Annotated in this window: 21 protein-coding genes; 10 read left to right on the plus strand and 11 right to left on the minus strand. The window is 68.8% G+C overall.

Annotated features, from left to right (window positions below; all coding sequences use genetic code 11):
• Window positions 1-84 precede the first annotated feature (84 nt).
• From ladS to VQ067_RS05090, 6 genes are all read left to right on the plus strand, one after another.
• Window positions 85-2,472: a hybrid sensor histidine kinase/response regulator LadS gene (gene ladS / locus VQ067_RS05065; RefSeq protein WP_003093145.1), complete on the plus strand. Its 2,388-nt coding sequence runs from the start codon at window positions 85-87 to the stop codon at window positions 2,470-2,472.
• A 105-nt stretch (window positions 2,473-2,577) separates the two neighbouring features.
• On the plus strand, window positions 2,578-3,225 hold the full coding sequence (locus tag VQ067_RS05070; protein ID WP_003093144.1) for a TetR/AcrR family transcriptional regulator: 648 nt from the start codon (window positions 2,578-2,580) through the stop codon (window positions 3,223-3,225).
• The gene (locus VQ067_RS05075; protein WP_003122024.1) at window positions 3,222-4,871 is read left to right on the plus strand and encodes an acyl-CoA dehydrogenase family protein; all 1,650 of its coding nucleotides are present in this window, start codon (window positions 3,222-3,224) and stop codon (window positions 4,869-4,871) included. The genes VQ067_RS05070 and VQ067_RS05075 overlap by 4 nt, the downstream gene beginning before the upstream one ends.
• An 11-nt stretch (window positions 4,872-4,882) precedes the next feature.
• On the plus strand, window positions 4,883-5,314 hold the full coding sequence (locus VQ067_RS05080) for a PaaI family thioesterase (protein WP_003118262.1): 432 nt from the start codon (window positions 4,883-4,885) through the stop codon (window positions 5,312-5,314).
• Window positions 5,315-5,368: 54 nt separating this feature from the next.
• On the plus strand, window positions 5,369-6,868 hold the full coding sequence (amn, locus tag VQ067_RS05085) for an AMP nucleosidase (protein WP_003119204.1): 1,500 nt from the start codon (window positions 5,369-5,371) through the stop codon (window positions 6,866-6,868).
• 150 nt (window positions 6,869-7,018) lie between these two features.
• Window positions 7,019-7,585: an SEC-C metal-binding domain-containing protein gene (locus VQ067_RS05090; protein WP_023083995.1), complete on the plus strand. Its 567-nt coding sequence runs from the start codon at window positions 7,019-7,021 to the stop codon at window positions 7,583-7,585.
• Here VQ067_RS05090 and VQ067_RS05095 read toward each other — a convergent pair.
• Window positions 7,543-8,628, minus strand: coding sequence for an MBL fold metallo-hydrolase (locus tag VQ067_RS05095; protein ID WP_003106059.1), 1,086 nt, complete (start codon window positions 8,626-8,628; stop codon window positions 7,543-7,545). The two genes, VQ067_RS05090 and VQ067_RS05095, sit on opposite strands and share 43 nt — an antisense overlap.
• Window positions 8,629-8,766: 138 nt before the next feature.
• On the opposite strand from VQ067_RS05095, the gene VQ067_RS05100 reads away from it, so the two are divergent.
• Window positions 8,767-9,336: a pseudouridine synthase gene (locus VQ067_RS05100; RefSeq protein ID WP_003114324.1), complete on the plus strand. Its 570-nt coding sequence runs from the start codon at window positions 8,767-8,769 to the stop codon at window positions 9,334-9,336.
• Window positions 9,337-9,369: 33 nt separating this feature from the next.
• Here VQ067_RS05100 and VQ067_RS05105 read toward each other — a convergent pair whose 3' ends face one another.
• The 3 genes from VQ067_RS05105 to VQ067_RS05115 form a co-directional block, all read right to left on the minus strand.
• A complete protein-coding gene (locus VQ067_RS05105) occupies window positions 9,370-9,762 on the minus strand; it encodes a globin (RefSeq protein ID WP_033991272.1) in 393 nt (130 codons plus the stop codon).
• A gap of 100 nt (window positions 9,763-9,862) precedes the next feature.
• Window positions 9,863-10,072 carry a DUF2788 domain-containing protein gene (locus VQ067_RS05110; RefSeq protein WP_003093125.1) on the minus strand — a complete coding sequence of 70 codons (210 nt, stop codon included), beginning with the start codon at window positions 10,070-10,072 and terminating at the stop codon, window positions 9,863-9,865.
• Window positions 10,073-10,273: 201 nt separating this feature from the next.
• Window positions 10,274-10,753, minus strand: a complete 480-nt coding sequence (locus VQ067_RS05115) for an Lrp/AsnC family transcriptional regulator (RefSeq protein WP_003106063.1) — start codon at window positions 10,751-10,753, stop codon at window positions 10,274-10,276.
• A gap of 477 nt (window positions 10,754-11,230) precedes the next feature.
• Here VQ067_RS05115 and VQ067_RS05120 point away from each other — a divergent pair, with 477 nt between their 5' ends.
• Complete coding sequence (locus VQ067_RS05120; protein WP_052150398.1) at window positions 11,231-11,914, plus strand: DUF6515 family protein; 684 nt, start codon at window positions 11,231-11,233, stop codon at window positions 11,912-11,914.
• Here VQ067_RS05120 and fieF read toward each other — a convergent pair.
• Together fieF and VQ067_RS05130 are read right to left on the minus strand one after the other, a co-directional pair.
• Entirely contained in the window at window positions 11,907-12,803 is an 897-nt protein-coding gene (fieF, locus tag VQ067_RS05125) for a CDF family cation-efflux transporter FieF (protein WP_033991267.1), read from the minus strand. The genes VQ067_RS05120 and fieF overlap by 8 nt on opposite strands.
• A gap of 88 nt (window positions 12,804-12,891) precedes the next feature.
• Window positions 12,892-13,308: a hypothetical protein gene (locus tag VQ067_RS05130; protein WP_003093116.1), complete on the minus strand. Its 417-nt coding sequence runs from the start codon at window positions 13,306-13,308 to the stop codon at window positions 12,892-12,894.
• Between the two features lie 141 nt (window positions 13,309-13,449).
• Here VQ067_RS05130 and hrpB point away from each other — a divergent pair, with 141 nt between their 5' ends.
• On the plus strand, window positions 13,450-15,966 hold the full coding sequence (hrpB, locus tag VQ067_RS05135) for an ATP-dependent helicase HrpB (RefSeq protein ID WP_033991266.1): 2,517 nt from the start codon (window positions 13,450-13,452) through the stop codon (window positions 15,964-15,966).
• A gap of 10 nt (window positions 15,967-15,976) precedes the next feature.
• Here the strand turns inward: hrpB and VQ067_RS05140 are convergent, their stop codons facing one another.
• The 3 genes from VQ067_RS05140 to VQ067_RS05150 form a co-directional block, all read right to left on the minus strand.
• Window positions 15,977-16,384, minus strand: coding sequence for a hypothetical protein (locus VQ067_RS05140; RefSeq protein ID WP_003093113.1), 408 nt, complete (start codon window positions 16,382-16,384; stop codon window positions 15,977-15,979).
• A 23-nt stretch (window positions 16,385-16,407) separates the two neighbouring features.
• Window positions 16,408-17,142, minus strand: a complete 735-nt coding sequence (locus VQ067_RS05145) for a substrate-binding periplasmic protein (protein WP_015502380.1) — start codon at window positions 17,140-17,142, stop codon at window positions 16,408-16,410.
• An 89-nt stretch (window positions 17,143-17,231) separates the two neighbouring features.
• Complete coding sequence (locus VQ067_RS05150; RefSeq protein ID WP_003110387.1) at window positions 17,232-18,371, minus strand: endonuclease/exonuclease/phosphatase family protein; 1,140 nt, start codon at window positions 18,369-18,371, stop codon at window positions 17,232-17,234.
• Window positions 18,372-18,432: 61 nt separating this feature from the next.
• Here VQ067_RS05150 and VQ067_RS05155 point away from each other — a divergent pair, with 61 nt between their 5' ends.
• Window positions 18,433-19,269 (plus strand): SDR family oxidoreductase, encoded by an 837-nt coding sequence (locus VQ067_RS05155; RefSeq protein WP_003093110.1) that lies wholly within the window; start codon window positions 18,433-18,435, stop codon window positions 19,267-19,269.
• A 6-nt stretch (window positions 19,270-19,275) separates the two neighbouring features.
• Here the strand turns inward: VQ067_RS05155 and VQ067_RS05160 are convergent, their stop codons facing one another.
• Both VQ067_RS05160 and VQ067_RS05165 read right to left on the minus strand, forming a co-directional pair.
• Window positions 19,276-19,710, minus strand: a complete 435-nt coding sequence (locus tag VQ067_RS05160; RefSeq protein WP_003137714.1) for a VOC family protein — start codon at window positions 19,708-19,710, stop codon at window positions 19,276-19,278.
• A gap of 66 nt (window positions 19,711-19,776) precedes the next feature.
• Window positions 19,777-20,433 (minus strand): hypothetical protein, encoded by a 657-nt coding sequence (locus VQ067_RS05165; RefSeq protein WP_003093108.1) that lies wholly within the window; start codon window positions 20,431-20,433, stop codon window positions 19,777-19,779.
• Window positions 20,434-20,487 lie beyond the last annotated feature (54 nt).

A 20,487-nucleotide genomic window follows, 5' to 3' on the forward strand; every position in this document is an offset into this window, starting at 1 on the left:
AATATTCATACAACGCTCGCCAAGGGCGGACCATGACGAGGGAGGTGGGGCTCCCGGTCCGTTCGAGGAGCACTGCGGGGCATCATGCGGCACTGGCTGATTCTCTTTCTTCTTGCGTTGCCGTGCCTGGCGGGTGCGGTGAGCTTCAACGAGCAGGTCGAGCGCCTGCCGCTGGGGCAGTCCATCGACGTGTTCGAGGACGTGCGCGGTAGCGCCGATATCAACGACATCACCTCGCGGGCCATCGACAGCAGCTTCCGCCGCCATGACAAGGACGTGCTCAATGCCGGCTATTCGCGCTCGGTGTTCTGGTTGCGCCTGGACCTGGACTACCGGCCGGTCGCCTCCAGCGATCCGCGCACCTGGCTGCTGGAGCTGGCCTATCCGCCGCTGGACAAGCTCGACCTCTACCTGCCCGATGGCCAGGGCGGCTACCGCCTCGCCCAGCGCACCGGCGACACATTGCCGTTCGCCAGTCGGCCGATCCGGCAGAACAACTACCTGTTCGAACTCGGCCTCGAGCCGAACAAGCCGCAGCGTGTCTACCTGCGGCTGGAAAGCCAGGGGTCGATCCAGGCGCCGCTGACCCTGTGGTCGCCCAAGGCCTACCTGGAGGAGCAGCCCGAACGCATCTATGTGCTCGGCATCATCTATGGCGTGCTGCTGGTGATGCTGATCTACAACCTGTTCATCTTCCTCAGCGTCCGCGATACCAGCTATCTCTACTACATCCTCTATATCGCTTCCTTCGGGCTCTACCAGGTCTCGGTGAACGGCGCCGGCATCGAGTACTTCTGGCCCGACAGCCCCTGGTGGGCGAACGCCGCCACGCCATTCCTGATCGGTTCGGCGGCGCTGTTCGGCTGCCAGTTCGCGCGCAGCTTCCTGCATACCCGCGACCACAGCGTGTGGGTCGACCGCGGCCTGCTGGCGCTGATGGCGGTCGGCGCGCTGGTCATGCTGATGGCGCTGACCATGAGCTACGCCGTGGCCCTGCGCCTGGCCACCTACCTGGCGCTGGCCTTCACCGGCCTGATCTTCGCCGCCGGCATCCTCGCCTGGCTGCGCGGCATGCGCGTGGCGCGCTATTTCATCATCGCCTGGACCGCCTTCCTTCTCGGCGGCATCGTCAATACCCTGATGGTCCTCGGCTACCTGCCGAACATGTTCCTCACCATGTATGCCAGCCAGATCGGTTCGGCGCTGGAGGTGGGCTTGCTGTCGCTGGCGCTGGCCGACCGGATCAACGCGATGAAGGAGGAGCGCGCGCGAATCCTCCAGGAGTCCAGCCGCAAGCTGGAAGCGCTGAACCAGGAACTGGCCAACAGCAACCGCCTGAAGGACGAGTTCCTCGCCACCGTCACCCACGAACTGCGCACCCCGATGAGCGGGGTGATCGGTTCGCTGGAGCTGATGCAGACGGTGCCGATGGACGTCGAACTCGCCGAGTACCAGCGCACCGCCGCCGGTTCGGCGCGGGACATGATGCGGATGGTCAACGACATCCTCGCCCTCATCGAACTGCAGGCCGGCAAGCTCTACCCGCGCCGCGAGCCGTTCAGCCTGCGCGGCCTGTTCGACAGCCTGCGCGCGCAGTACGCGCCGCGCGCCGAGGAGAAGGGCCTGCGCTTCGCCCTGCAACTGGACGACAGCCTGCCGGACACCCTCGAAGGCGATGCCGGCAAGCTGGCCCAGGCGCTGGGCTACCTGGTCGACAACGCGATCAAGTTCACCGCCAGGGGCAGCGTCACCCTGCGCGTCGCCGCCGGGCGTACTCATGACGGGGTGGCGCTGCGGGTGGAAGTGATCGACACCGGCATCGGTTTCGACATGGCCGCCGGCAGCGACCTCTACCAGCGTTTCGTCCAGGCCGACAGCTCGTTGACCCGTGGCTACGGAGGCCTCGGCATCGGCCTGGCGCTGTGCCGCAAGCTGGTGGAACTGCTTGGCGGCGAGCTGACCCACGAGTCCCGGCCGGGACAGGGCAGCCGCTTCCTCCTGCGCCTGCAACTGACCCAGCCGGCCCAGGGCCTGGCGCCGCCGCCGCGGCGCGCCGGCGGGCAGGCGGTGCGGCGTCCCGAGGAGTGCACGGTGCTGGTGGTGGAGGACAACGCCATCAACCAGTTGGTGACTCGCGGCATGCTGCTCAAGCTCGGCTACCGGGTGCGCACCGCCGACAACGGTAGCGAAGCCCTGGAGTTGCTGGCGCGCGAGCGGCCGGACGGCGTACTGCTCGACTGCCAGATGCCGGTGATGGACGGCTTCGCCACCTGTCGGGCGATCCGCGCGCTGCCCGGCTGCGCGGAACTGCCGGTGCTGGCGTTGACCGCCCACAGCCACAGCGGCGATCGCGAGCGCTGCCTGGCGGCGGGCATGAGCGACTACATGGCCAAGCCGGTCAAGTTCGAAGAGTTGCAGACCCTGCTGCACGATTGGCTGCTGTGCCAGCCGATCGTCACCAAGTCCGCCTGAAGCCGTTCCGCGGCTGGCTGAAATGCCGGCCTGCGCGACCTGTATGTCTCTTTAGGCAAAGCCTGAAGCGTGATTCACTGGGAAAAAGTGAATCCGGATTCAGTCATGGTCTATCGTGTCACCGAACGCCGCCTGCAACGCGATTCCGCGCTGCGCGAGCGCATCCTCCAGCTAGGCCTGCGGCGTGTCGCGGAGGGCGGTTTCGCCGCGCTGACCATGCAGGCCCTGGCCGACGACGCGGGGATCGCCACCGGCAGCCTGTACCGCCACTTCCGGGGCAAGGGCGAGCTGGCGGCGGAAATCTTCCGCCGCGCCAGCCAGCGTGAGGTCGATGCCCTGGCCGTGGTCCTGCGCGGTCCCGGCGCGCCCGCCTGGCGCCTGGCCGAGGGCTTGCGGCGCTTTGCGGCGCGCGCCTGGAGCAGCCAGCGGCTGGCCTTCGCCCTGATCGCCGAGCCGGTGGATCCTGAAGTCGACGAGCAGCGCCTGCGCTATCGCGAGGCCTACGCCGCACTGTTCGTCGAACTGCTCGAGGAGGGCCGGCGCAGTGGCGCATTCCAGCTTTCCCTGGTGCCGCTTGCCGCGGCCTGCCTGGTCGGGGCCATCGCCGAGGCGCTGGTCGGCCCCTTGTCTCCCCCGGCACGCGCCGCTCGCGACAGCGGCCAGCCGGAACCGAGTCTGGAGCCGGTGAGTACGGCTCTGGTGAACTTCTGCCTGCGCGCGGTGGGCGCGCCTGTCTGCGAGGAACCCTCATGAACCTGCACCAGTACGCCGAAACCCACGAAGTGACCAACCAGGTACCGTCGCTGGATGGTGCCAACCTCTACCGCCTCGACCTGCCTCTCCAGGAGTGGGTGCGTCGCTACCAGGGCGGCTGGGCCGAGGAGCGCCTGCAGCGCTACGGCGAGCTGGCCGGCGGCCCGCTGATGGCGGCCGGCTTCCTGGCCAACCAGCACAAGCCGGAGTTCCATAGCCACGACCGCTACGGCAACCGCGTCGACCTGGTGGAGTTCCACCCCGCCTACCACGAGCTGATGCGCGCCGCCATCGAACACGAACTGCCCTCGCTGCCCTGGACCGACCCGCGCCCCGGCGCCCAGGTGGCGCGGGCCGGGCTGTCCTACCTGCACAGCCAGGCGGAGGCCGGCACCGGTTGCCCGTTGACCATGACCTACGCCAGCGTGCCGGCGATTCGCCTGCAGGCGGACCTGGCCGAGAAATGGCTGCCGAAGATCCTCTCCCGCGAGTACGACCCGCGCAACGTGCCGATGGAGCAGAAGGCGGGCGTCACCATCGGCATGGCGATGACCGAGAAGCAGGGCGGCACCGACGTCCGCGCCAATACCACGCGGGCCTACCCGGTGGGGATTCCCGGGCCGGGGCAGGCCTACGAACTGGTCGGGCACAAGTGGTTCTGCTCGGCGCCGATGTGCGACGCCTTCCTCACCCTGGCCTACACCGACAAGGGCCTGACCTGCTTCCTGCTGCCGCGCCACCGGCCGGACGGCAGCCGCAACCAGTTCTACATCCAGCGCCTGAAGGACAAGCTGGGCAACTGGTCGAACGCCTCCAGCGAAATCGAGTATCGCGGCGCCCTGGCCTGGATGGTCGGCGAAGAGGGCCGTGGCGTGCCGACCATCATCGAGATGGTCGCCATGACCCGCTTCGACTGCATGATCGGCTCCAGCGCACTGATGCGTCAGGCGTTGACCCAGGCCGCCCACCACTGTGCCTACCGCAAGGTCGGCGGGCGGGTGCTGGCCGAGCAACCGCTGATGCAGAACGTGCTCGCCGACCTGGCCCTGGAAAGCGAGGCGGCGCTGGCCCTGACCCTGCGCATGGGGCATGCCCTGGACCGTGCCCACGACGAGCAGGAGGAGAAGTTCGCCCGCCTGGTCACCGCGGTGGGCAAGTACTGGATCTGCAAGCGCGCCCCGGCGATGATCAACGAAGCCTCCGAATGCATGGGCGGTGCCGGCTACGTCGAGGAAACCATCCTGCCGCGGCTGTACCGCGAGGCCCCGGTGAACTCGATCTGGGAAGGTTCCGGCAACGTGCAGTGCCTGGACGTGCTGCGTGCCCTGTCGAAGGAGCCGGGGGTGCTCGACGCGCTGTTCGCCGAACTGGGCGACGGCCATGGCGACGCCCGTCTCGCCGCGCACATCGGCAACCTCAAGGCGGCCTTCGCCGACACCGCCGACATCCAGTACCGCGCCCGCCAGCTCACCGAGGACGTGGCGATCGCCCTGCAGGCCAAGCTGTTGCTGGAAGCCGGCAACTCCGCGGTGTCCGACGCCTTCATCGGCAGTCGCCTGGGGGACGGCGGGCGGGTCTACGGCACCCTCCCGCGCGGCGTCGAGGTCGAGGCGCTGTTGGCTCGCGCCACCCCGCACCTGGCCTGAGGCGCGCCGCGATGCAGGCGCATCCGCGCTACCGGGAGCTGGTCGAGCAGGGCTTCGCCGCGGCCAGTTTCGTCGGCGACCTCGGCATCCGTCCGCTGGACTGCGGGCCGGGTTGGGTCGAAGCGGGGCTGGACATCCTGCCCCGCCACGCCCAGCAGAACGGCTTCATCCATGCCGGGGTCCAGGCGACCCTGGCCGACCATGCCGCCGGGGCCGCCGCTGCGACCCTGGTGGAGGAGGGGCAGACGGTGCTGACCCTGGAGTTCAAGCTCAACCTGTTGCGCCCGGCGCTTTGCCAGCGCCTGTTGTGTCGCGCCGAGGTGCTCAAGGCCGGGCGCCAGGTGACGGTGGTCGAGGCCGAGGTGTTCGCCGAGCGGGACGGTCGGCGGCGCCTGTTCAGCAAGGCCACCGTGACCATGGCGGTGGTGGCGCTGGCCGAATGAGGTAACGGGAGAAAAGCGCTGTGTTTTCCTGTCGGTACAGGCAAGATGTTTTCCATGCGAACCGACAGGAAGCCCACCATGAGTATCGATTCCGACGACGGGTTCGTCGTCGCCCGCACGGCCGAGGAGGCCGTCGACCGTCTTGCCGAGCTGCACCGCCAGGCCACCGCGGCGCTGAGCCAGGCGCTCAAGCGCTACATCAAGGAGCGCATCGAGCCGAGCGAGGCCGAGCGGCAGAACTTCCACTACCCGCAACTGCGCATCGGCTACCGCTGCCAGGGCGAGGTGCCGTCCACCACCCGCGCCTACGCCAAGGTCCAGGTGCCGGGCGAATACAGCGTCACCGTCACCCACCCCGACGCCTTCCGCAAGTACCTGCTGGAACAGTTGCGTCCGCTGATGGACGATTTCACCGTGCAGGTGCAGGTCGGCCCGAGCCAACAGGACATCCCCTATCCCTACGTGGTCGAGCAGGGCGATGAGCTGGCCGGCTCCGGGGTGACCGCCGCCGAGCTGGCGCGGGTGTTCCCCAGCACCGACCTGTCCGCCGCTTCCGACGACATCGCCGACGGCCTCTACGAATGGGAACGCGCTGACCAGTTGCCGCTGGCGCTGTTCGACGCCGCGCGGGTGGACTTCTCCCTGCGCCGCCTGGTGCACTACACCGGCAGCGACTGGCGCCACGTGCAGCCGTGGATCCTGCTGACCAACTACCACCGCTACGTCGACCAGTTCATCCGCCTCGGCCTGACCCGCCTGCGCGAGGACCCGCGCTTCGTGCGCATGGTCCTGCCGGGCAACGTGATCATCGAGCGCGGGATGGACGAAGGCGAGGCCAACGCCATCGTCGCCGGGGTGGTCTGGCACCGCTACCAGATGCCGGCCTACCACCTGATCGCCGCCGATGGCGACGGCATCACCCTGGTCAACATCGGGGTCGGCCCGTCCAACGCGAAGAACATCACCGACCACCTGGCGGTGTTGCGTCCGCACTGCTGGCTGATGATCGGCCACTGCGGCGGCCTGCGGCAGTCGCAGACCATCGGCGACTACGTGCTGGCGCACGCCTACATGCGCCGCGACGGCATCCTCGACCGCGCGCTGCCGCCGCACATCCCGATCCCGGCGCTGGCCGAGGTCCAGGTCGCCTTGCAGGAAGCCGCCGCCGAAGTCACCGGCGAGCGCGGCGAGTCGCTCAAGCGACGCTTGCGCACCGGCACCGTGCTCACCTACGACGACCGCAACTGGGAGCTGCGCTGGGCCCAGGAGCGGCCACTGATCAACCTGGCGCGGGCCATCGCGGTGGATATGGAGAGCGGCACCATCGCCGCCCAGGGCTACCGCCTGCGGGTGCCCTACGGCACGTTGCTGTGCGTCTCGGACAAGCCGCTGCACAGCGAGATCAAGCTGCCCGGCTCGGCCAACGCCTTCTACGAGCGCGCGGTGAACCAGCACCTGAGGATCGGCATCGCCGCCCTCGACCTGTTGCGCAGCCAGCTCAACTCGCTGCACTCGCGCAAGCTGCGGAGTTTCGACGAGCCGCCGTTCCGTTGATCGGACGCGCCCCGGTTTCCGCGCGGAAACCGGGGCGCGCTTCTACGCCTCGCGGCGCCGAGGCCCTACAATGACGGCCCTTCGCCCTGCGTGGAACCGCGGCGCCTTCTGCCGGTCGGAACGACCACGCCTGCCATCGATGTGAGCCCCATGCCGTTCAGCGCCCCCACTCATCTCAGCAACCCGCTCCGTCGCTTCGCCCGCCGCCTGGTGCCCGATGCCGCGCCAGAAGTGGCAGCGCCGTTGCCGATGCCGGAAAGCCTGGCCGGCGAACCGTGGTTCTCGGTCGGTCGGGCGGTCGAAGCCCTCGGCGGCGAGCGGGTCGACGGCTGGATCCTGGAAGAATGGCGCGGCCTGGCCCTGCGCGCGCGTTTCAGCGCTTGCTGGCGCGATCCGCGCGGCAACCTGTGGAATGTCCTGCCGCAGGCGGGCGCCATCGCTTTCCTGGCCGACCCGCAGCGGCGCTACGAAGGCGTGCCGCTGGCCGACCAGTACCAGGCGCTCAGCCGCGATGTCCTGCTGGAAGACTACCTCGGCCTGCGGCGCCAACTGGCCCGCGCCGGCCTGGACGACGAGGCCCGCGAGCGCCTGGCCGGGATGGCCGCGCGCCTGGAAAGCTGGCTGGCCCTGGGCGGCCGTGGCGACCAGGCTTGTCCGTGCGGCAGCGGCAAGCGCTACCGCAACTGCTGCTCCCGCCTGGTGGCCTCGGCCTCCTGAGCGACGTTGCGCGGTGCGACGCGCCACTGCTCGCCGGGTTTCGGCGTGCCGAAGGTCGCCGGGTCCACGCCTTGGCTGCGCAGCGCCGCCTGGAGCGCCTTGGGCGGGTCGTCCTGCTGTTCGTCGGTGAGATTGAAGGTACCGAAGTGGATGGCCATGCTGGTCTGCGCCTGCAGCGTGCGATGGGCCTGCACCGCGTCGTCGGGATTCATGTGGTGGTCGCGCATGAACCAGCGCGGCTCGTAGGCGCCGATCGGCAGGGCGGCGAAGCGCATCGCCCCGAAGCGCTGGTTGATCAGCCCGAACTCCGGGCCGAGCCCGGTATCGCCGGGAAACAGCAGCGGGCCGTCCGGCGAGTCGATGACGAAGCCGAGCCAGAGCGTGCGGTTGGTGTCGCTGCGGGTGCGCGACGACCAGTGCTGCACCGGTACGCCATGCAGCGTCAGGCCAGCGCCCAGCGGCACGGCCTGCCACCAGTCGATCTCCACGACGTCGGCGAAACCTGTCTGGCGGATCAGCCCGGCGTTGCCCAGGCCGCTGACCACCTTGGCCGTCGGCCAGCGCCGGTGGAGCTGGCGCAGGGTTTCCAGGTCGAGGTGGTCGTAGTGGTTGTGGCTCACCAGCACCAGGTCGATCGGCGGCAACTGGTCGAGCGTCAACCCGGGCGGATGGTGGCGCTTCGGGCCGATGAAGGCGAGCGGGCTGACCCGTTGCGACCAGACCGGGTCGGTGAGGATGTTCAGGCCGCGGTGCTGGATCAGCAGGGTGGCGTGGTTGATGTAGGTGACCCGCAGTTCTTCGCCGCGGGCGCGCTCGTTCACCCTTGGCGGCGTTGCCGTCGGCGGCAGGGCGACCCACGGGCGTTGCGGCGGGCGGTTCCACTGCCACTTGAGCAGGTCGCGCAGGCTCTTGTGCGCGGTCGGCTGGATATTGCGGAAACGTTCGCCGTCGAAATGGTCCGAAGGCGGACCCTGATAGGCGCTGCCAGCGCAGCCGGCCAGGGTCAGCAGGCTGATCAGCCAGGTGGGACGCAGGGAGGGCATGAGGGGATGCTCTTGCGGTCAGGCTCTCGGACAACCTAGCATGCCGCCCGGTACCCCGATCAAGCCAACTCGTTTCCAGTCATGTCCCGTCCCCCGCGTCCTTCCCCGCGTCATCCCGTCCGCCCTGCGCCACGCCGGGTGGCCAAGGCGCCGCCGAGCGAGCCGAAGCTGCTGCTGTTCAACAAGCCGTTCGACGTACTGACCCAGTTCAACGACGAGCAAGGGCGCTCGACCCTCAAGGACTTCATCCCGGTGCCGGGCGTGTATCCGGCCGGGCGCCTGGACCGCGACAGCGAGGGCCTGTTGCTGCTGACCAACGACGGTCGCCTGCAGGCGCGCATCGCCGACCCCCGGCACAAGCTGCCGAAGACCTACTGGGTGCAGGTCGAAGGCACGCCGGACGAGGAGCAATTGCGGCGCCTGCGCGAGGGCGTGACGCTCAACGACGGCCCGACGCTGCCCGCCGAGGCGCGTCTGCTGGATGAGCCGACGTTGTGGGAGCGGGTGCCGCCGGTGCGTTTTCGCAAGTCGGTGCCGACCCACTGGCTGGAACTGGTGATTCGCGAGGGGCGCAATCGCCAGGTACGGCGGATGACGGCGGCGGTGGGCTTGCCGACGCTGCGGCTGGTGCGGGTGCGGATCGGCCCCTGGAGCCTGGACGGCCTGGGCCTCGGGGAATGGCGGGAAGTGCCGGCGCGGCTGGACTGACGAGAGGGGCGTCGTCCAGCGGGCGCGGAACGATCAGTAGTACGACTTGATCACGGCGATGCCGCGACCCATCACGTCGCGCCAGGCGTCGCGGGTCTCGGCGTCGCAGTCGCGGTCGTGATCGGCGACCGCCATCAGCAGGGCGTCCAGCCACAGGTCGTAGAGTTCCGGGCGGATATCCAGCGCGGCGCGCGAATGGCTGGCGCCGAGTGCGCGCAGCTTGCTGTCGGACATGCCGCGGGCGTACATCACCAGGTTCATGATCCCGGCACGCAGCAGGTGTTTCTGCGCAGTCATGTCGGTGGTGGCGAACTTGGCGCGAATCTGCGGGGAACTGGCAAGGAAATGCCGGTAGAAATCATCGAAGAATCCGGTGCTGGCACAGCAGCGTCCATAACTCTGCATGACGCGGTCGGCGGCGTTCATGGCGACTCCCTTGTTCTAGGCAATGGCAAGGCGAGCCGGCCCCGTTGGCCGGGGCCGGCGGATGATTACGAGTGGTTGGATGACGCGCGTGGCGCCGGGGTTACATGCCCGCGCCTTCGAGGCTGCCGATGACCAGGCCCTTGATGATGAAGCCCAGTACGCCCAGGCCGAGGGCGAAGAACAGGATCAGGGTTCCGAACTTGCCGGCTTTCGACTTCTTCGCCAGGTCCCACACGATGAAAGCCATGAACAGGATAAGCACGGTCACCAGACCGGTCATCATCCACTCTTCGAACAGTTCGGGATCCATTGGCAACCTCCGGATTTTCAAGCAAACGAAGTCCGGCTCGCGGTCGGACGGAGCGTGCCATGGGGGGCGGGCAAGGCGTTTATCGTTCTACGAGCAGGCTGCTCTTTATATGCGGGGGCCACGCGGGCATGACAACTGAAACAGGCTGCCGATTATACGGCATGCCGCCTGTTCCGTGTCATGTCCCAGGTCTCGCTACGATCAATCGCGCAGGTGCTCCAGCGGCAGTTCGGTACTCGCCAGCACCTGGTTGAGGACGAAGCTGGAGCGCACGCTGGAGACCCCCTCGATGCGCGTCAGGGTACCCAGCAGGAGCTTCTGGTAGTGGTCCATGTCCGGCACCACGACCTTCAACTGGTAGTCCGCGTCCATCCCGGTGACCAGGCTGCACTCCAGCACTTCCGGGCATTTTCCGATGACTTCCTGAAAATGTTCGAAGCGTTCCGGGGTGTGTCGATCCATGCCTATGAGGACGAAGGCGGTGAGGCTCAGGCCGAGCTTCTTGCGGTCCAGCAAGGCTACCTGGCGGACGATGTAGCCGTCGTCCTCGAGCTGCTTGACCCGTCGCGAACAGGGCGATGGCGACAGGCCTATCCGTTCTGCCAGTTCCTGGTTGGAGATGCGTGCGTCGCGCTGGAGTTCTTCGAGGATACGCAGGTCGTAGCGGTCGAGTTTGTTCATGGCGAGGATTTCTTTCAGGTTGATTGCCATCGGCAAGGTGAATTTGAGTGATTTATTGCGCAATCAAGGTTCTGGTGAGCAATATTAGCAATCATTGGTCGCGCCTGGCGACGTATTCTTTTACCCAGATTCACGGCCCGGACATCTCGTCCATCACGGCTCGCCCAATCAGGCCAGCCGTGGCCGCCGACCCTACAGGGTTGCGCCGGCCTCCGGGTTGCACACCGCCCAGAAGGTGGAGTGAGGTGAGCCGTCGCCAACAGCGCCGAGCCAGGACAGTTACCCCAGAAGGGAGGTCGACGGGCCTCCCTTTTTCTTTGCTCGCGATCCGGCCCGTGCCGCGCTTTTACCCATTCTTTACCCGGCGTTTACCCACCCTTGGCGGAAAACGGCGGAAAGTCGTTCCCGGGATCATTCGAACGTGGCCGGGCGACCAGGCCCGGGGCGAGGCAGACGATGAACGGTGGATGGTGGCGAATGCTCGGGGTGGGCGCTCTCTCGCTGAGCCTGTGCGTCCAGGCGCAGGCTGACGACGGCCGAGGGGGACGCGGCGGACCCGGCGGCGAGCGCGGTGTTGCCCACGGACAACCGGGACCTGGCCGCGGCGAAGCGTACGGCGGCAGTTGGGGACCGCATCCCGACTGGCGTCCGGGCCGGGTGGTGGAGGCCTTGCCGCGCGGACACCTGCGGGTGCCCTATCGCGGCGGCGAGTATTTCTTCGACGACGGCTACTGGTACCGACCCGACGGCCCGCGCTATGTGCTGGTCGTGCCGCCCCGCGGGGTGCGCGTCCGCAGCCTGCCGCCCTATGCGGAGCAGGTCTGGCTGGGCGGCGTGCTGTACTTCCTTGCCGCCGGCACTTACTACCTGTGGCATGCCGACACTCGCGAGTACGAAGTGGTCAGCCCGCCGCCGCGGGCAGCGGGACCCGTTTATCCGGTCAGCGGGCCGGCCGCCAGCTACGACGTGGTGGCCTACCCCGCGCGCGGCCAGGGGCCCGACCAGCAGGGCCGCGACCGCTACGAGTGCCACCGCTGGGCGGTGGGCGAGAGCGGCTTCGACCCGGCGGGGGCGACCTACGCGCCGGCCGCCGAGGTCGCCAACGGCTACCGCCGGGCCATGGCCGCCTGCCTGAGCGGGCGCGGCTACAGCGTCAACTGACGGTTTCCTTGCCGACCACTTCCTGCGGGTCGGCATGGATCAGCACCTCGGCCTTCGGGTATTCGCGCTTGATCGCCAGCACTGCGCGGTCGGTCAGGGCGTGGGCCACCGACAGGCTCAGCTCGCCGGGCAGTTCGAGGTGCAACTGGACGAACCAGTGGTTGCCGGAAATCCGCGTGCGCACGTCGTGCGCGCCGAGCACTCCCGGCACGCTGCAGGCGAGTTCGCGCATGCGCTCGCTGATGTCGGTAGGCAGTTCCCGGTCCATCAGGATCGACACCGACTCGCGAGCGATCTGCAGAGCGCTCCAGAGGATGTACAGGGCGATGCCCAGGCCGAACAGGCCGTCGCTCTGTGGCCAGCCGTAGCGGGCCAGGAGCAGTGCCACGAGGATGCTGGCGTTGAGCAGCAGGTCCGAGCGGTAGTGCAGCGAGTCGGCGCGTATCGCGGTGGAACCGGTGCGGCGGATGACGTGGGTCTGGAAGGCCAGGAGAAGGGCCGTGAGCAGCAGCGACAGAAGCATCACCGCGATGCCCCAGGTGGCCGCGCCGAGGGGCTGCGGGTCGCGCAATTGCTCGACCGCCTGGATAGCCACCAGCACCGCGCTGGCACCGATGAACATGGCCTGGGCCAGGCCGGCCAGGGCCTCGGCCTTGCCGTGGCCGTAGCGGTGGTCGTCGTCGGCCGGGCGTAGCGAATAGTGCACCGCCAGCAGGTTGAGCAGCGAGGCGGCACTGTCCAGCAGGGAGTCGGTGAGGCCGGCGAGCAGGCTCACCGAACCGCTCAGCCACCAGGCAATGGCCTTGCCGATGACCAGGGTGACGGCGACACCGAGCGAGGCCAGGGTGGCCAGGCACAGCAGGCGGGCGTGGGGGGAATCGGGACTCATGGGGCGCTTCTGTCAGGAGGGACGGCGCCACTGTAAACCAACCGGGCGGCGACCGGGCACTGACGCACGGTCGCGCTCGGAGGGCGGATCAGGCGGCCGGCTTCAGGCCATAGGCCGCCAGTTGCTCGACGCTGCCGCTGTGGCGGATGAGGCGCGGGTCGTCGAGCGGCAGTTCACGGCCGATCTCGCGTTCGAGGATGGCCTTGAGCTTGCGGTTGTCGACCTTGCCGTCCGCGCCGACGGCATCCTTGAGCACTTCCGGGGCGACCGAGTACTTGGCGTCGGGCAGGTAGATGGCGCCGGTGGCGAAGTCGACGCCGAAGGCGATCAGGCCGGGGATGATATAGAACAGCAGGCCGATGGCGTCGAAGGCGACGATGGCCGGATCGATGCGACCGTCGATCTGGCCGCGTCGCTCGGGGTAGAACAGCGTACCGCAGGCCGACAACTGGCTCAGCAGGGCTGCACTGAGAACGGCACAGGAAACGCGGGTGGCAAGGCGCATGTATGACCTCCGGGTGAACATGACGGCGAACTATAGCAATCGACCAGCGTTCGGCAATCTTCTGCCGCGACGATGACGATAAGACCGTCGAAAGCGCCTGCCGGTTCGCCGGTATACTTCGTCGGTCAGTCCGGAGCCAGCATGATTTCCCTACCCATCGACGCCGTTGTTCCCGCCCTGCGCCAGGCCCTTGGCGCACAACACCAGGCCGTCCTGGAAGCCCCGCCGGGTGCCGGCAAGACCACCCGGGTGCCGCTGGCCCTGCTCGACGAGCCCTGGCTCGCCGGCCAACGCATCCTCATGCTCGAACCGCGACGCCTGGCGGCGCGGGCCGCGGCCGAGCGGCTGGCCGCCGAGCTGGGCGAAAAGGTCGGCGAGACCGTCGGCTACCGGATCCGCCTGGAGAGCAGGGTCGGCCCGAAGACCCGCATCGAAGTGGTCACCGAGGGTATCCTTGCCCGTCGCCTGCAAGACGACCCGGCGCTGGACGGTGTCGGCCTGGTGATCTTCGACGAATTCCACGAGCGCAGCCTGGATGCCGACCTGGCCCTGGCGCTGACTCTCAATGGCCGCGAACTGTTGCGCGACGAGCCGCCGCTGAAAGTGCTGGTGATGTCGGCGACCCTGGAGGGCGAGCGTCTTGCGGCGCTGCTCGGCGAAGCGCCGGTGGTGCGCAGCGAGGGCCGCATGTTCCCGGTGGATATCCGCTGGGGACGGGCGGCGCAACCCGGCGAGTTCATCGAGCCGCGGGTGCAGCAGGCGGTGCTCCAGGCGCTGGCGGAGGAAAGCGGCAGCGTGCTGGTCTTTCTTCCCGGCCAGGCCGAGATCCGCCGCGTTCACGAAGGCTTGCGCGAGGCCCTTGGCGGTCGCCCCGAGGTGCTGCTCTGCCCGCTGCATGGCGAGCTCGACCTCGCCGCCCAGCGCGCCGCCATCGAGCCGGCGTCGCGGGGCACGCGCAAGGTGGTGCTGGCGACCAACATCGCCGAGACCAGCCTGACCATCGACGGCGTACGGGTGGTGATCGACGCCGGCCTGGCGCGGGTGCCGCGCTTCGATCCGGGTAGCGGCATGACCCGCCTGGAGACCCAGCGCATCTCCCGCGCCTCCGCTACCCAGCGTGCCGGCCGCGCAGGGCGCCTGGAGCCGGGCGTATGCTACCGCTTGTGGTCGGAGAGCCAGCATGAGCAGTTGCCTGCCTACGGCACGGCGGAAATCCTCCAGGCCGATCTGGCCGGGCTGGCCCTGCAACTGGCGCGCTGGGGCGTGGCGCCGGAGGAGCTGGCCTGGCTCGACGCGCCGCCCGCGGCGGCCTACGCCCAGGCCCGCGAGCTGCTCGGGCGGCTGGGGGCGCTGAACGCCAGCGGCGCGTTGAGTGCCCATGGCCAGGCGATGGCCGAATTGCCGACCCATCCGCGCATTGCCCACCTGCTGCTGCGCGGCCAGGCCCTCGGCCTTGGCGAACTGGCTTGCGACGTAGCGGCGCTGCTCGGCGAACGTGACATACAGCGTGGCGGCGGCGCCGACCTGCACAGCCGTCTCGCCCTGCTCGCCGGCGAGGCCCGCACTGGCGCCTCGCGCGGCGCGGTACAGCGCGCCCGGCAACTGGCCCGGCAGTTCCGCGGTTACCTGCGCGGCGCCGCCAGCGAGGCGGTCGTCGATCCCGGTCATCCGCGTTGGCTGGGTTGCCTGCTGGCCTTCGCCTATCCCGACCGCATCGCTCGCCAGCGCCGCGCCGGTGGCGGCGACTACCGGCTGGCCAATGGACGCGCTGCGCAGTTCGGCGAACCGGACAGCCTGATGAAGCAGCCCTGGCTGGTGATCGCCGATCTGGGCAGCCGCCAGGGCCAGCGCGAAGAGCGGATCTACCTGGCCGCCGAACTCGATCCGAGGTTGTTCGATACGGTCCTGGCGGAGCAGGTCAGCCAGCGCGACGAGCTGCAGTGGGACGAGCGCGAAGGCGTGCTGCGCGCCGAGCGCCAGCGCCGGGTCGGCGAACTGGTGCTGTCCAGCGAGGCGCTACCCGGCCTCGACGAAGCGGCGCGCAGCCAGGCGCTGCTCGGCCTGGTCCGGCGCAAGGGCCTGGAGTTGTTGCCCTGGACCCCGGAACTGCGCCAGTGGCAGGCGCGCATCGGCTTGCTGCGCCGGCTGGACCTGGAAGACAAGGGCGAGAGCGAGTGGCCGGACGTCAGCGACGCCGCGTTGCTGGAACGGTTGGAGGGATGGTTGCCGGCCTATCTCGGCAAGGTCACCCGCCTGGCTCACTTCGCCAACCTCGACCTGGCTTCGATCCTCGCCGGGCTGTTGCCCTGGCCATTACCGCAGCGTCTCGACGAGTGGGCGCCGAAAACCCTGGAAGTCCCCTCCGGCTCGCGCATCCGCCTGGACTACAGCGAAACCCCGCCGATCCTCGCGGTGCGCCTGCAGGAACTGTTCGGCCTCGGCGACACTCCGCGCATCGCCCAGGGCCGCCTGGCAGTGAAGCTGCACCTGCTGTCACCCGCGCATCGCCCGGTGCAGGTGACCCAGGACCTGGCGAACTTCTGGCGCAGCACCTATGCGGAAGTCAAGAAGGACCTGAAGGGACGCTATCCGAAGCATTATTGGCCGGACGACCCGCTGGTGGCCGAGGCCACTGCCCGGGCCAAGCCACGCAAGTAGTCGACGGCGCTCAGAGCACCCGGGTCAGGTCGTCGTCGAGGAAGTGCCGGAAACTCAGGCGCTGGCCGTCGGCGAAGTCGAAGTGGCTGTCCAGGGTCGGGCCGTTGAGGACGAACTCCAGGGCCAGCAGGCGCACACCGACCAGGCCGCGCTGCCGGCCGAGGTCGTGCAGGCGGTACTCGCCCGGGCCTTCGTCGTTCTCGCAGGGCCGCGGCGCTTCGCCGCTGCGCCAGAACACCGTCTCGCCCTCGAAGTAGAGGCGATACCAGCGTTGCTCGAACTGCAGGTAGACCACGTTCACCGGATCGGCCGGACGGCCTTCCCACCACCATTCCTGGATCAGCAGCGACTGGCAGACCTGTCCGCGCAGGGCGGGCTGTTCGCCGTTGATCGTGCAGCAGGGGATGGCGGTATGCATCGGGCTCCTCCTCCGGGGTCGGTTCACAGCAGGGACAGGTCGGCGCCGTCGCTCCGCAACTGGTCGTAGGCCTGGTCCAGGCGGTCGCGCAGCGCTTCGGCGCCGGGAATGTGGCGCGAGACGATCATCCGCAGCGGCAGGCGGTACAGTTCCTGGCTCGCCAACGCCTGGCGGCTGGCCGCTTCCACCGGCGCCTGGTAGTCGAGCAGGTAGTCGCCGCGCCCGAGTTCGAGCATGCGCAAGGCGGCGTGGTGGGTGCCGGTGCGGTACAGGCGCAGGTGCAGGTTGGGGTCCTGGATGAAGTCGGTGACCGGTTTCCAGTAGCTGTAGCCGCTGATCAGGATCAGCCGGCGTCCGGCCAGGTCCTGGGGAACCCGCGGTGCCGGCTGGTGCGCCGGGTAGTACAGGTTCAGGCTGACGTGGCCGAGCACGCGCCGCGCCTGGAGGGTGTCGGCGGCCAGCTCCGGCTTGGCCGCGCCGGCCCACAGCGCCACGCTGCCGTCCTGCAGCCCCAGGTACAGGCGCGCGCTGGGCAGGGCACGGAACGCCGGACGATAGCCGGCCCGCTCCAGCAGCAGGCGGACCAGGCGGGCGCCGGAACCGGCGGCGTGGCCATCCCGGGCGGTATAGATGTAGGGGGGGAATTCGTAGTAGCCGACGTTCAACGACGGCCTTGCGTCCTGCGCATGGAGCTGCGGGGCGGCCAGCAGGGCGAACGCCAGCAGCGCGAGCAGGGGCGTTGTGTTGCGTAGGGGCATGGTGTGCGGCCTTGCCGTTTTTTGTTGTTATGAATGGGGGCGAAGCATGCGGCGCGCCGGGCCGCTTGTCCAGCCCGGCGCGCGCCCGGTCAATGGGGCAGCAGGAAGCGCGCGGCGAGCGGCAGGTGGTTGGAGATCTGCAGCGTATCGCTGCGCCGGACCCGGGCATCGAGACGGGTCAGCGAGGGGCTGTGGAACAGGTAGTCGAGGGTCCGATCCGGCCCCTGGACCCGTGGGTCGTTGGGGAAGTGCGTGTACCAGCGAACCTGGTCGACGCCACTGGCCTCTTCCAGCGACGGCACCATCGGGAAGCGCCCGCTCAGGACGGCCAGCTCGCTGTCTTCCCGGTAGGGCGCGCGCAGCGGCGCCAGCAGGTAGGGATACTGGCCGGGCGGCAGCAGGTTGAGGTCGCCGCCGAGCAGCCAGGGCGTGCGCCTGGCCTGCAGTTCGTCGAGCAGCGTACGGGTGGTCTCGACCTGGCGCTCGAGGGTGTCGTCGTTCGCCTGCGGGCGGTCGAAGCGGGCGTTGAGCACGGCCAGCTCGCCGCCGCCGTCGATCGGCAGGTGGCTGACCAGGATCGCCGGGCGCGGCCCGAACAGGCGGTCGAACAGCCCGCCATCGCGTGGCGGCAACTGGCGCCGCTCGGCGCTATCGATGCGATAGCGGCTCAGGGTGGCCTGCTTGCGGCCGACGCTGCCGAAGATGTGCGGCGTCGGCACGAAGGCCGACTTCCACTCGTAGGCCTGGGCGCTGCAATGGTAGAGATCGTTGATGCGCTCCTGGATCAGCGCCAGTTGGTCCTGATCGTCGGTGGCGCTGGAGCCGTCGTCGATCTCCTGGAGCAGGACCAGGTCCGGCTGCTCGTCGCGGATCACCCGGACCACCTCGTCGAGGGTGAACGCCAGGTCTTCGGCGGTGGGGCGCTGGTCCGGGCCGGTGGCATCCGGCAGGTCGTCCCAGAAGACGTAGCGCTTGCCGGCCAGGTACTGGATGTTCCAGGTCATCACCTTCAGGGCCTGCCCCGGCTTCAGCGCCGGCGCGGCGCCCTGGCAATGCAGGGGCGCGGCTTCGCGATCGGCGGGTTGCCAGCTCAGCAGGTAGCTGGCGAGCAGGGCACCGCCGACCAGCAGGAGCAGGCCGACGAACAGCAGGTTGCGTAGACGGGGCAGTGACATCGCAATCGAGACTATGCTGGAAAGGACCAGAGCATAGAGCTTGCCGCCGCGCATTTCACCCTTGCAGGTCGAATTGACGCAAGGGTTCGCGTTTTTTCGAGCGGGAGGGTATCGCATGCCGCGCAAGGTATTCAGCAGCCAGGCCTACCGCCACAAGGTGGTGCTGGTCAGTGGTGGTTGTTCTGGCATCGGTCGCGCGCTGGCGCTGCGTTTCGCCCGGGCCGGTGCGCGACTGGCGATCCTCGACCTCGACCAGGCGGCGCTGGACAGCCTGGTGCAGCACCTGCGCGACCATCTCGGCGGCGAGGCGCTCGGCCTGCGCTGCGACGTCGCCGACGCCGATGCGGTGGAGCGTGCCGTGGCGCTGGCGGTGGAGCGCTTCGGCGGCATCGACGTGCTGGTCAACAACGCCGGCATCACCCACCGCGGTACCTTCGCCGAAACCGGCCTGGGGGTTTTCCGCAAGGTCATGGCGGTGAACTTCTTCGGCGCCGTGCATTGCACCCGCGCGGCGCTGCCGAGCCTGCTCGAACGGCGCGGGCAGATCGTCGTGCTCAGTTCGCTGACCGGTTTCGCCCCGTTGCTCTACCGCAGCGCCTACAACGCCAGCAAGCATGCCTTGCACGGTCTGTTCGACACCCTGCGGATGGAGCTGGAAGGCACCGGCGTCAGCGTGACCCTGGCCTGCCCGGGATTCACCGCCACCGACCTGCGCAAGAATGCGCTGGTCGGCGATGGCTCGGTGACTCGCCAGCCGGTGCAAGTGCTGGGCAGCCAGGTGGCATCGCCGGTGGAGGTCGCCGAGGCGATCTTCCAGGGCGCCGCGCGGCGCCGGCGCCTGCTGGTGCTGTCCAACGTCAACTGGCGGGCGCGGCTGCTGGCGCGCTTCTTTCCGCGTCTCTTCGAAAAGCTGCTGGTGCCGCGCCTGTCGGGACTCAAGCCGCAACCCTGACGGCGCTCAGTGGGCGTGGTCGTGGGCGTCGAAGCCCTGGCTCATGTCCCAGTAGGAGGCCTCGACCTTGTGCCCGTCGAGGTCGCGGATGAAACACCCGTAGTAGGGCTCGCCGTAAAGCGGACGCGGGCCCGGCGCGCCCTCGTCGTCTGCGCCGGCGGCCAGGGCCGCGGCGTGGAAGGCGTCGACCTGGGCCTTGCTGTCGGCGAAGAGGCCGACGTGGCTGCCGTTGCCGACGCTGGCGGGACGGCCGTCGATCGGCGCCTGCACCCAGAACTCCGGATAGAGCTTGCCGTAGGCCACGGCGCCGGGGTATTCGAGGATCACCTTGCAGCCGAGGGCGGCCATCACCGCGTCGTAGAAGGCTCGGGCACGGGGAAAGTCGTTGGTGCCGATGGACAGGTGGGAAATGCAGCTGGGGTTGGCCGATTCGTCGCTCATGGTCCGTTCCTCGAGGCAGGGCTCGTCAAGCATAGGCCAGCGCGGCGAATCGGCGCGCGGCGCCGTTCACATCCCGTTGCGTGGCGCCGGACCGAGGCTGTAGATGCGGAAGGCGACGATGGTCAACAGCAGCTGGAAGAACCCGCTGAGCGTATGCAGGGCGACCCGCAGCACGACGGCGTCGCCGGCCGAATCGGCGAGCCAGGCTTCCAGGCTCCAGACCGGCAGCAGGATCACCAGCGAACAGGCGAGGATCAGGAAGAATCGCCCACGGGTGAACTCGAAGCTTTCCCGCAGCGCCTGCAGCGGACTACGGCCGCGCAGCACCAGGCAGAATTCGGCGAAGGCCAGCTTCACCATGACGAAGATGCCCGGCAGGATCAGCAGCGACAGGCCGAGCACGATCAGCAGCGAAGTCAGCGCCGCGAGTAGCGCGAAGGCTGGCCACAGGCGCAGCGCGGCGCTCCACAGCTGGCCGACGCGAGGCCGCTCGTCGCGCCCGCGCGCGTCCATGAACAGGATCAGGGCTGCGGTGTAGAGCGGGTAGAAGAGCAGTCCGGCGACCAGGCTCCAGGCGCCCATCTGCTGGGGGCCGACGGCTTCGTCGATCTGCTGCTGGAGCAGGCTTTCGAGGAATATCCAGGGCAGGCAGAGCGGCACCAGGGTGGTCAGGTGGCGGGTGAAGAAGAACCAGGCGTCACGCAGCGGCAGCAGAGGATTCATCGCGGGTCGGCAGATCGGATACGAGCCCGCGACTCTAACCCAGCCGGCCGCCGA

This window comes from Pseudomonas sp. KBN12P06040 (genome assembly GCF_037574965.1).
In the GTDB taxonomy this organism is placed as follows: domain Bacteria; phylum Pseudomonadota; class Gammaproteobacteria; order Pseudomonadales; family Pseudomonadaceae; genus Pseudomonas; species Pseudomonas aeruginosa.

Coding starts and splice junctions, on each gene's coding strand:
- ladS (WP_003093145.1), top strand. CDS start 85: ATGCGGCACTGGCTGATTCTCTTTCTTCTTGCGTTGCCGTGCCTGGCG.
- VQ067_RS05070 (WP_003093144.1), top strand. CDS start 2,578: ATGGTCTATCGTGTCACCGAACGCCGCCTGCAACGCGATTCCGCGCTG.
- VQ067_RS05075 (WP_003122024.1), top strand. CDS start 3,222: ATGAACCTGCACCAGTACGCCGAAACCCACGAAGTGACCAACCAGGTA.
- VQ067_RS05080 (WP_003118262.1), top strand. CDS start 4,883: ATGCAGGCGCATCCGCGCTACCGGGAGCTGGTCGAGCAGGGCTTCGCC.
- amn (WP_003119204.1), top strand. CDS start 5,369: ATGCGAACCGACAGGAAGCCCACCATGAGTATCGATTCCGACGACGGG.
- VQ067_RS05090 (WP_023083995.1), top strand. CDS start 7,019: ATGCCGTTCAGCGCCCCCACTCATCTCAGCAACCCGCTCCGTCGCTTC.
- VQ067_RS05095 (WP_003106059.1), bottom strand. CDS start 8,628: ATGCCCTCCCTGCGTCCCACCTGGCTGATCAGCCTGCTGACCCTGGCC.
- VQ067_RS05105 (WP_033991272.1), bottom strand. CDS start 9,762: ATGAACGCCGCCGACCGCGTCATGCAGAGTTATGGACGCTGCTGTGCC.
- VQ067_RS05110 (WP_003093125.1), bottom strand. CDS start 10,072: ATGGATCCCGAACTGTTCGAAGAGTGGATGATGACCGGTCTGGTGACC.
- VQ067_RS05115 (WP_003106063.1), bottom strand. CDS start 10,753: ATGAACAAACTCGACCGCTACGACCTGCGTATCCTCGAAGAACTCCAG.
- VQ067_RS05120 (WP_052150398.1), top strand. CDS start 11,231: ATGCTCGGGGTGGGCGCTCTCTCGCTGAGCCTGTGCGTCCAGGCGCAG.
- fieF (WP_033991267.1), bottom strand. CDS start 12,803: ATGAGTCCCGATTCCCCCCACGCCCGCCTGCTGTGCCTGGCCACCCTG.
- VQ067_RS05130 (WP_003093116.1), bottom strand. CDS start 13,308: ATGCGCCTTGCCACCCGCGTTTCCTGTGCCGTTCTCAGTGCAGCCCTG.
- hrpB (WP_033991266.1), top strand. CDS start 13,450: ATGATTTCCCTACCCATCGACGCCGTTGTTCCCGCCCTGCGCCAGGCC.
- VQ067_RS05140 (WP_003093113.1), bottom strand. CDS start 16,384: ATGCATACCGCCATCCCCTGCTGCACGATCAACGGCGAACAGCCCGCC.
- VQ067_RS05145 (WP_015502380.1), bottom strand. CDS start 17,142: ATGCCCCTACGCAACACAACGCCCCTGCTCGCGCTGCTGGCGTTCGCC.
- VQ067_RS05150 (WP_003110387.1), bottom strand. CDS start 18,371: ATGCGCGGCGGCAAGCTCTATGCTCTGGTCCTTTCCAGCATAGTCTCG.
- VQ067_RS05155 (WP_003093110.1), top strand. CDS start 18,433: ATGCCGCGCAAGGTATTCAGCAGCCAGGCCTACCGCCACAAGGTGGTG.
- VQ067_RS05160 (WP_003137714.1), bottom strand. CDS start 19,710: ATGAGCGACGAATCGGCCAACCCCAGCTGCATTTCCCACCTGTCCATC.
- VQ067_RS05165 (WP_003093108.1), bottom strand. CDS start 20,433: ATGAATCCTCTGCTGCCGCTGCGTGACGCCTGGTTCTTCTTCACCCGC.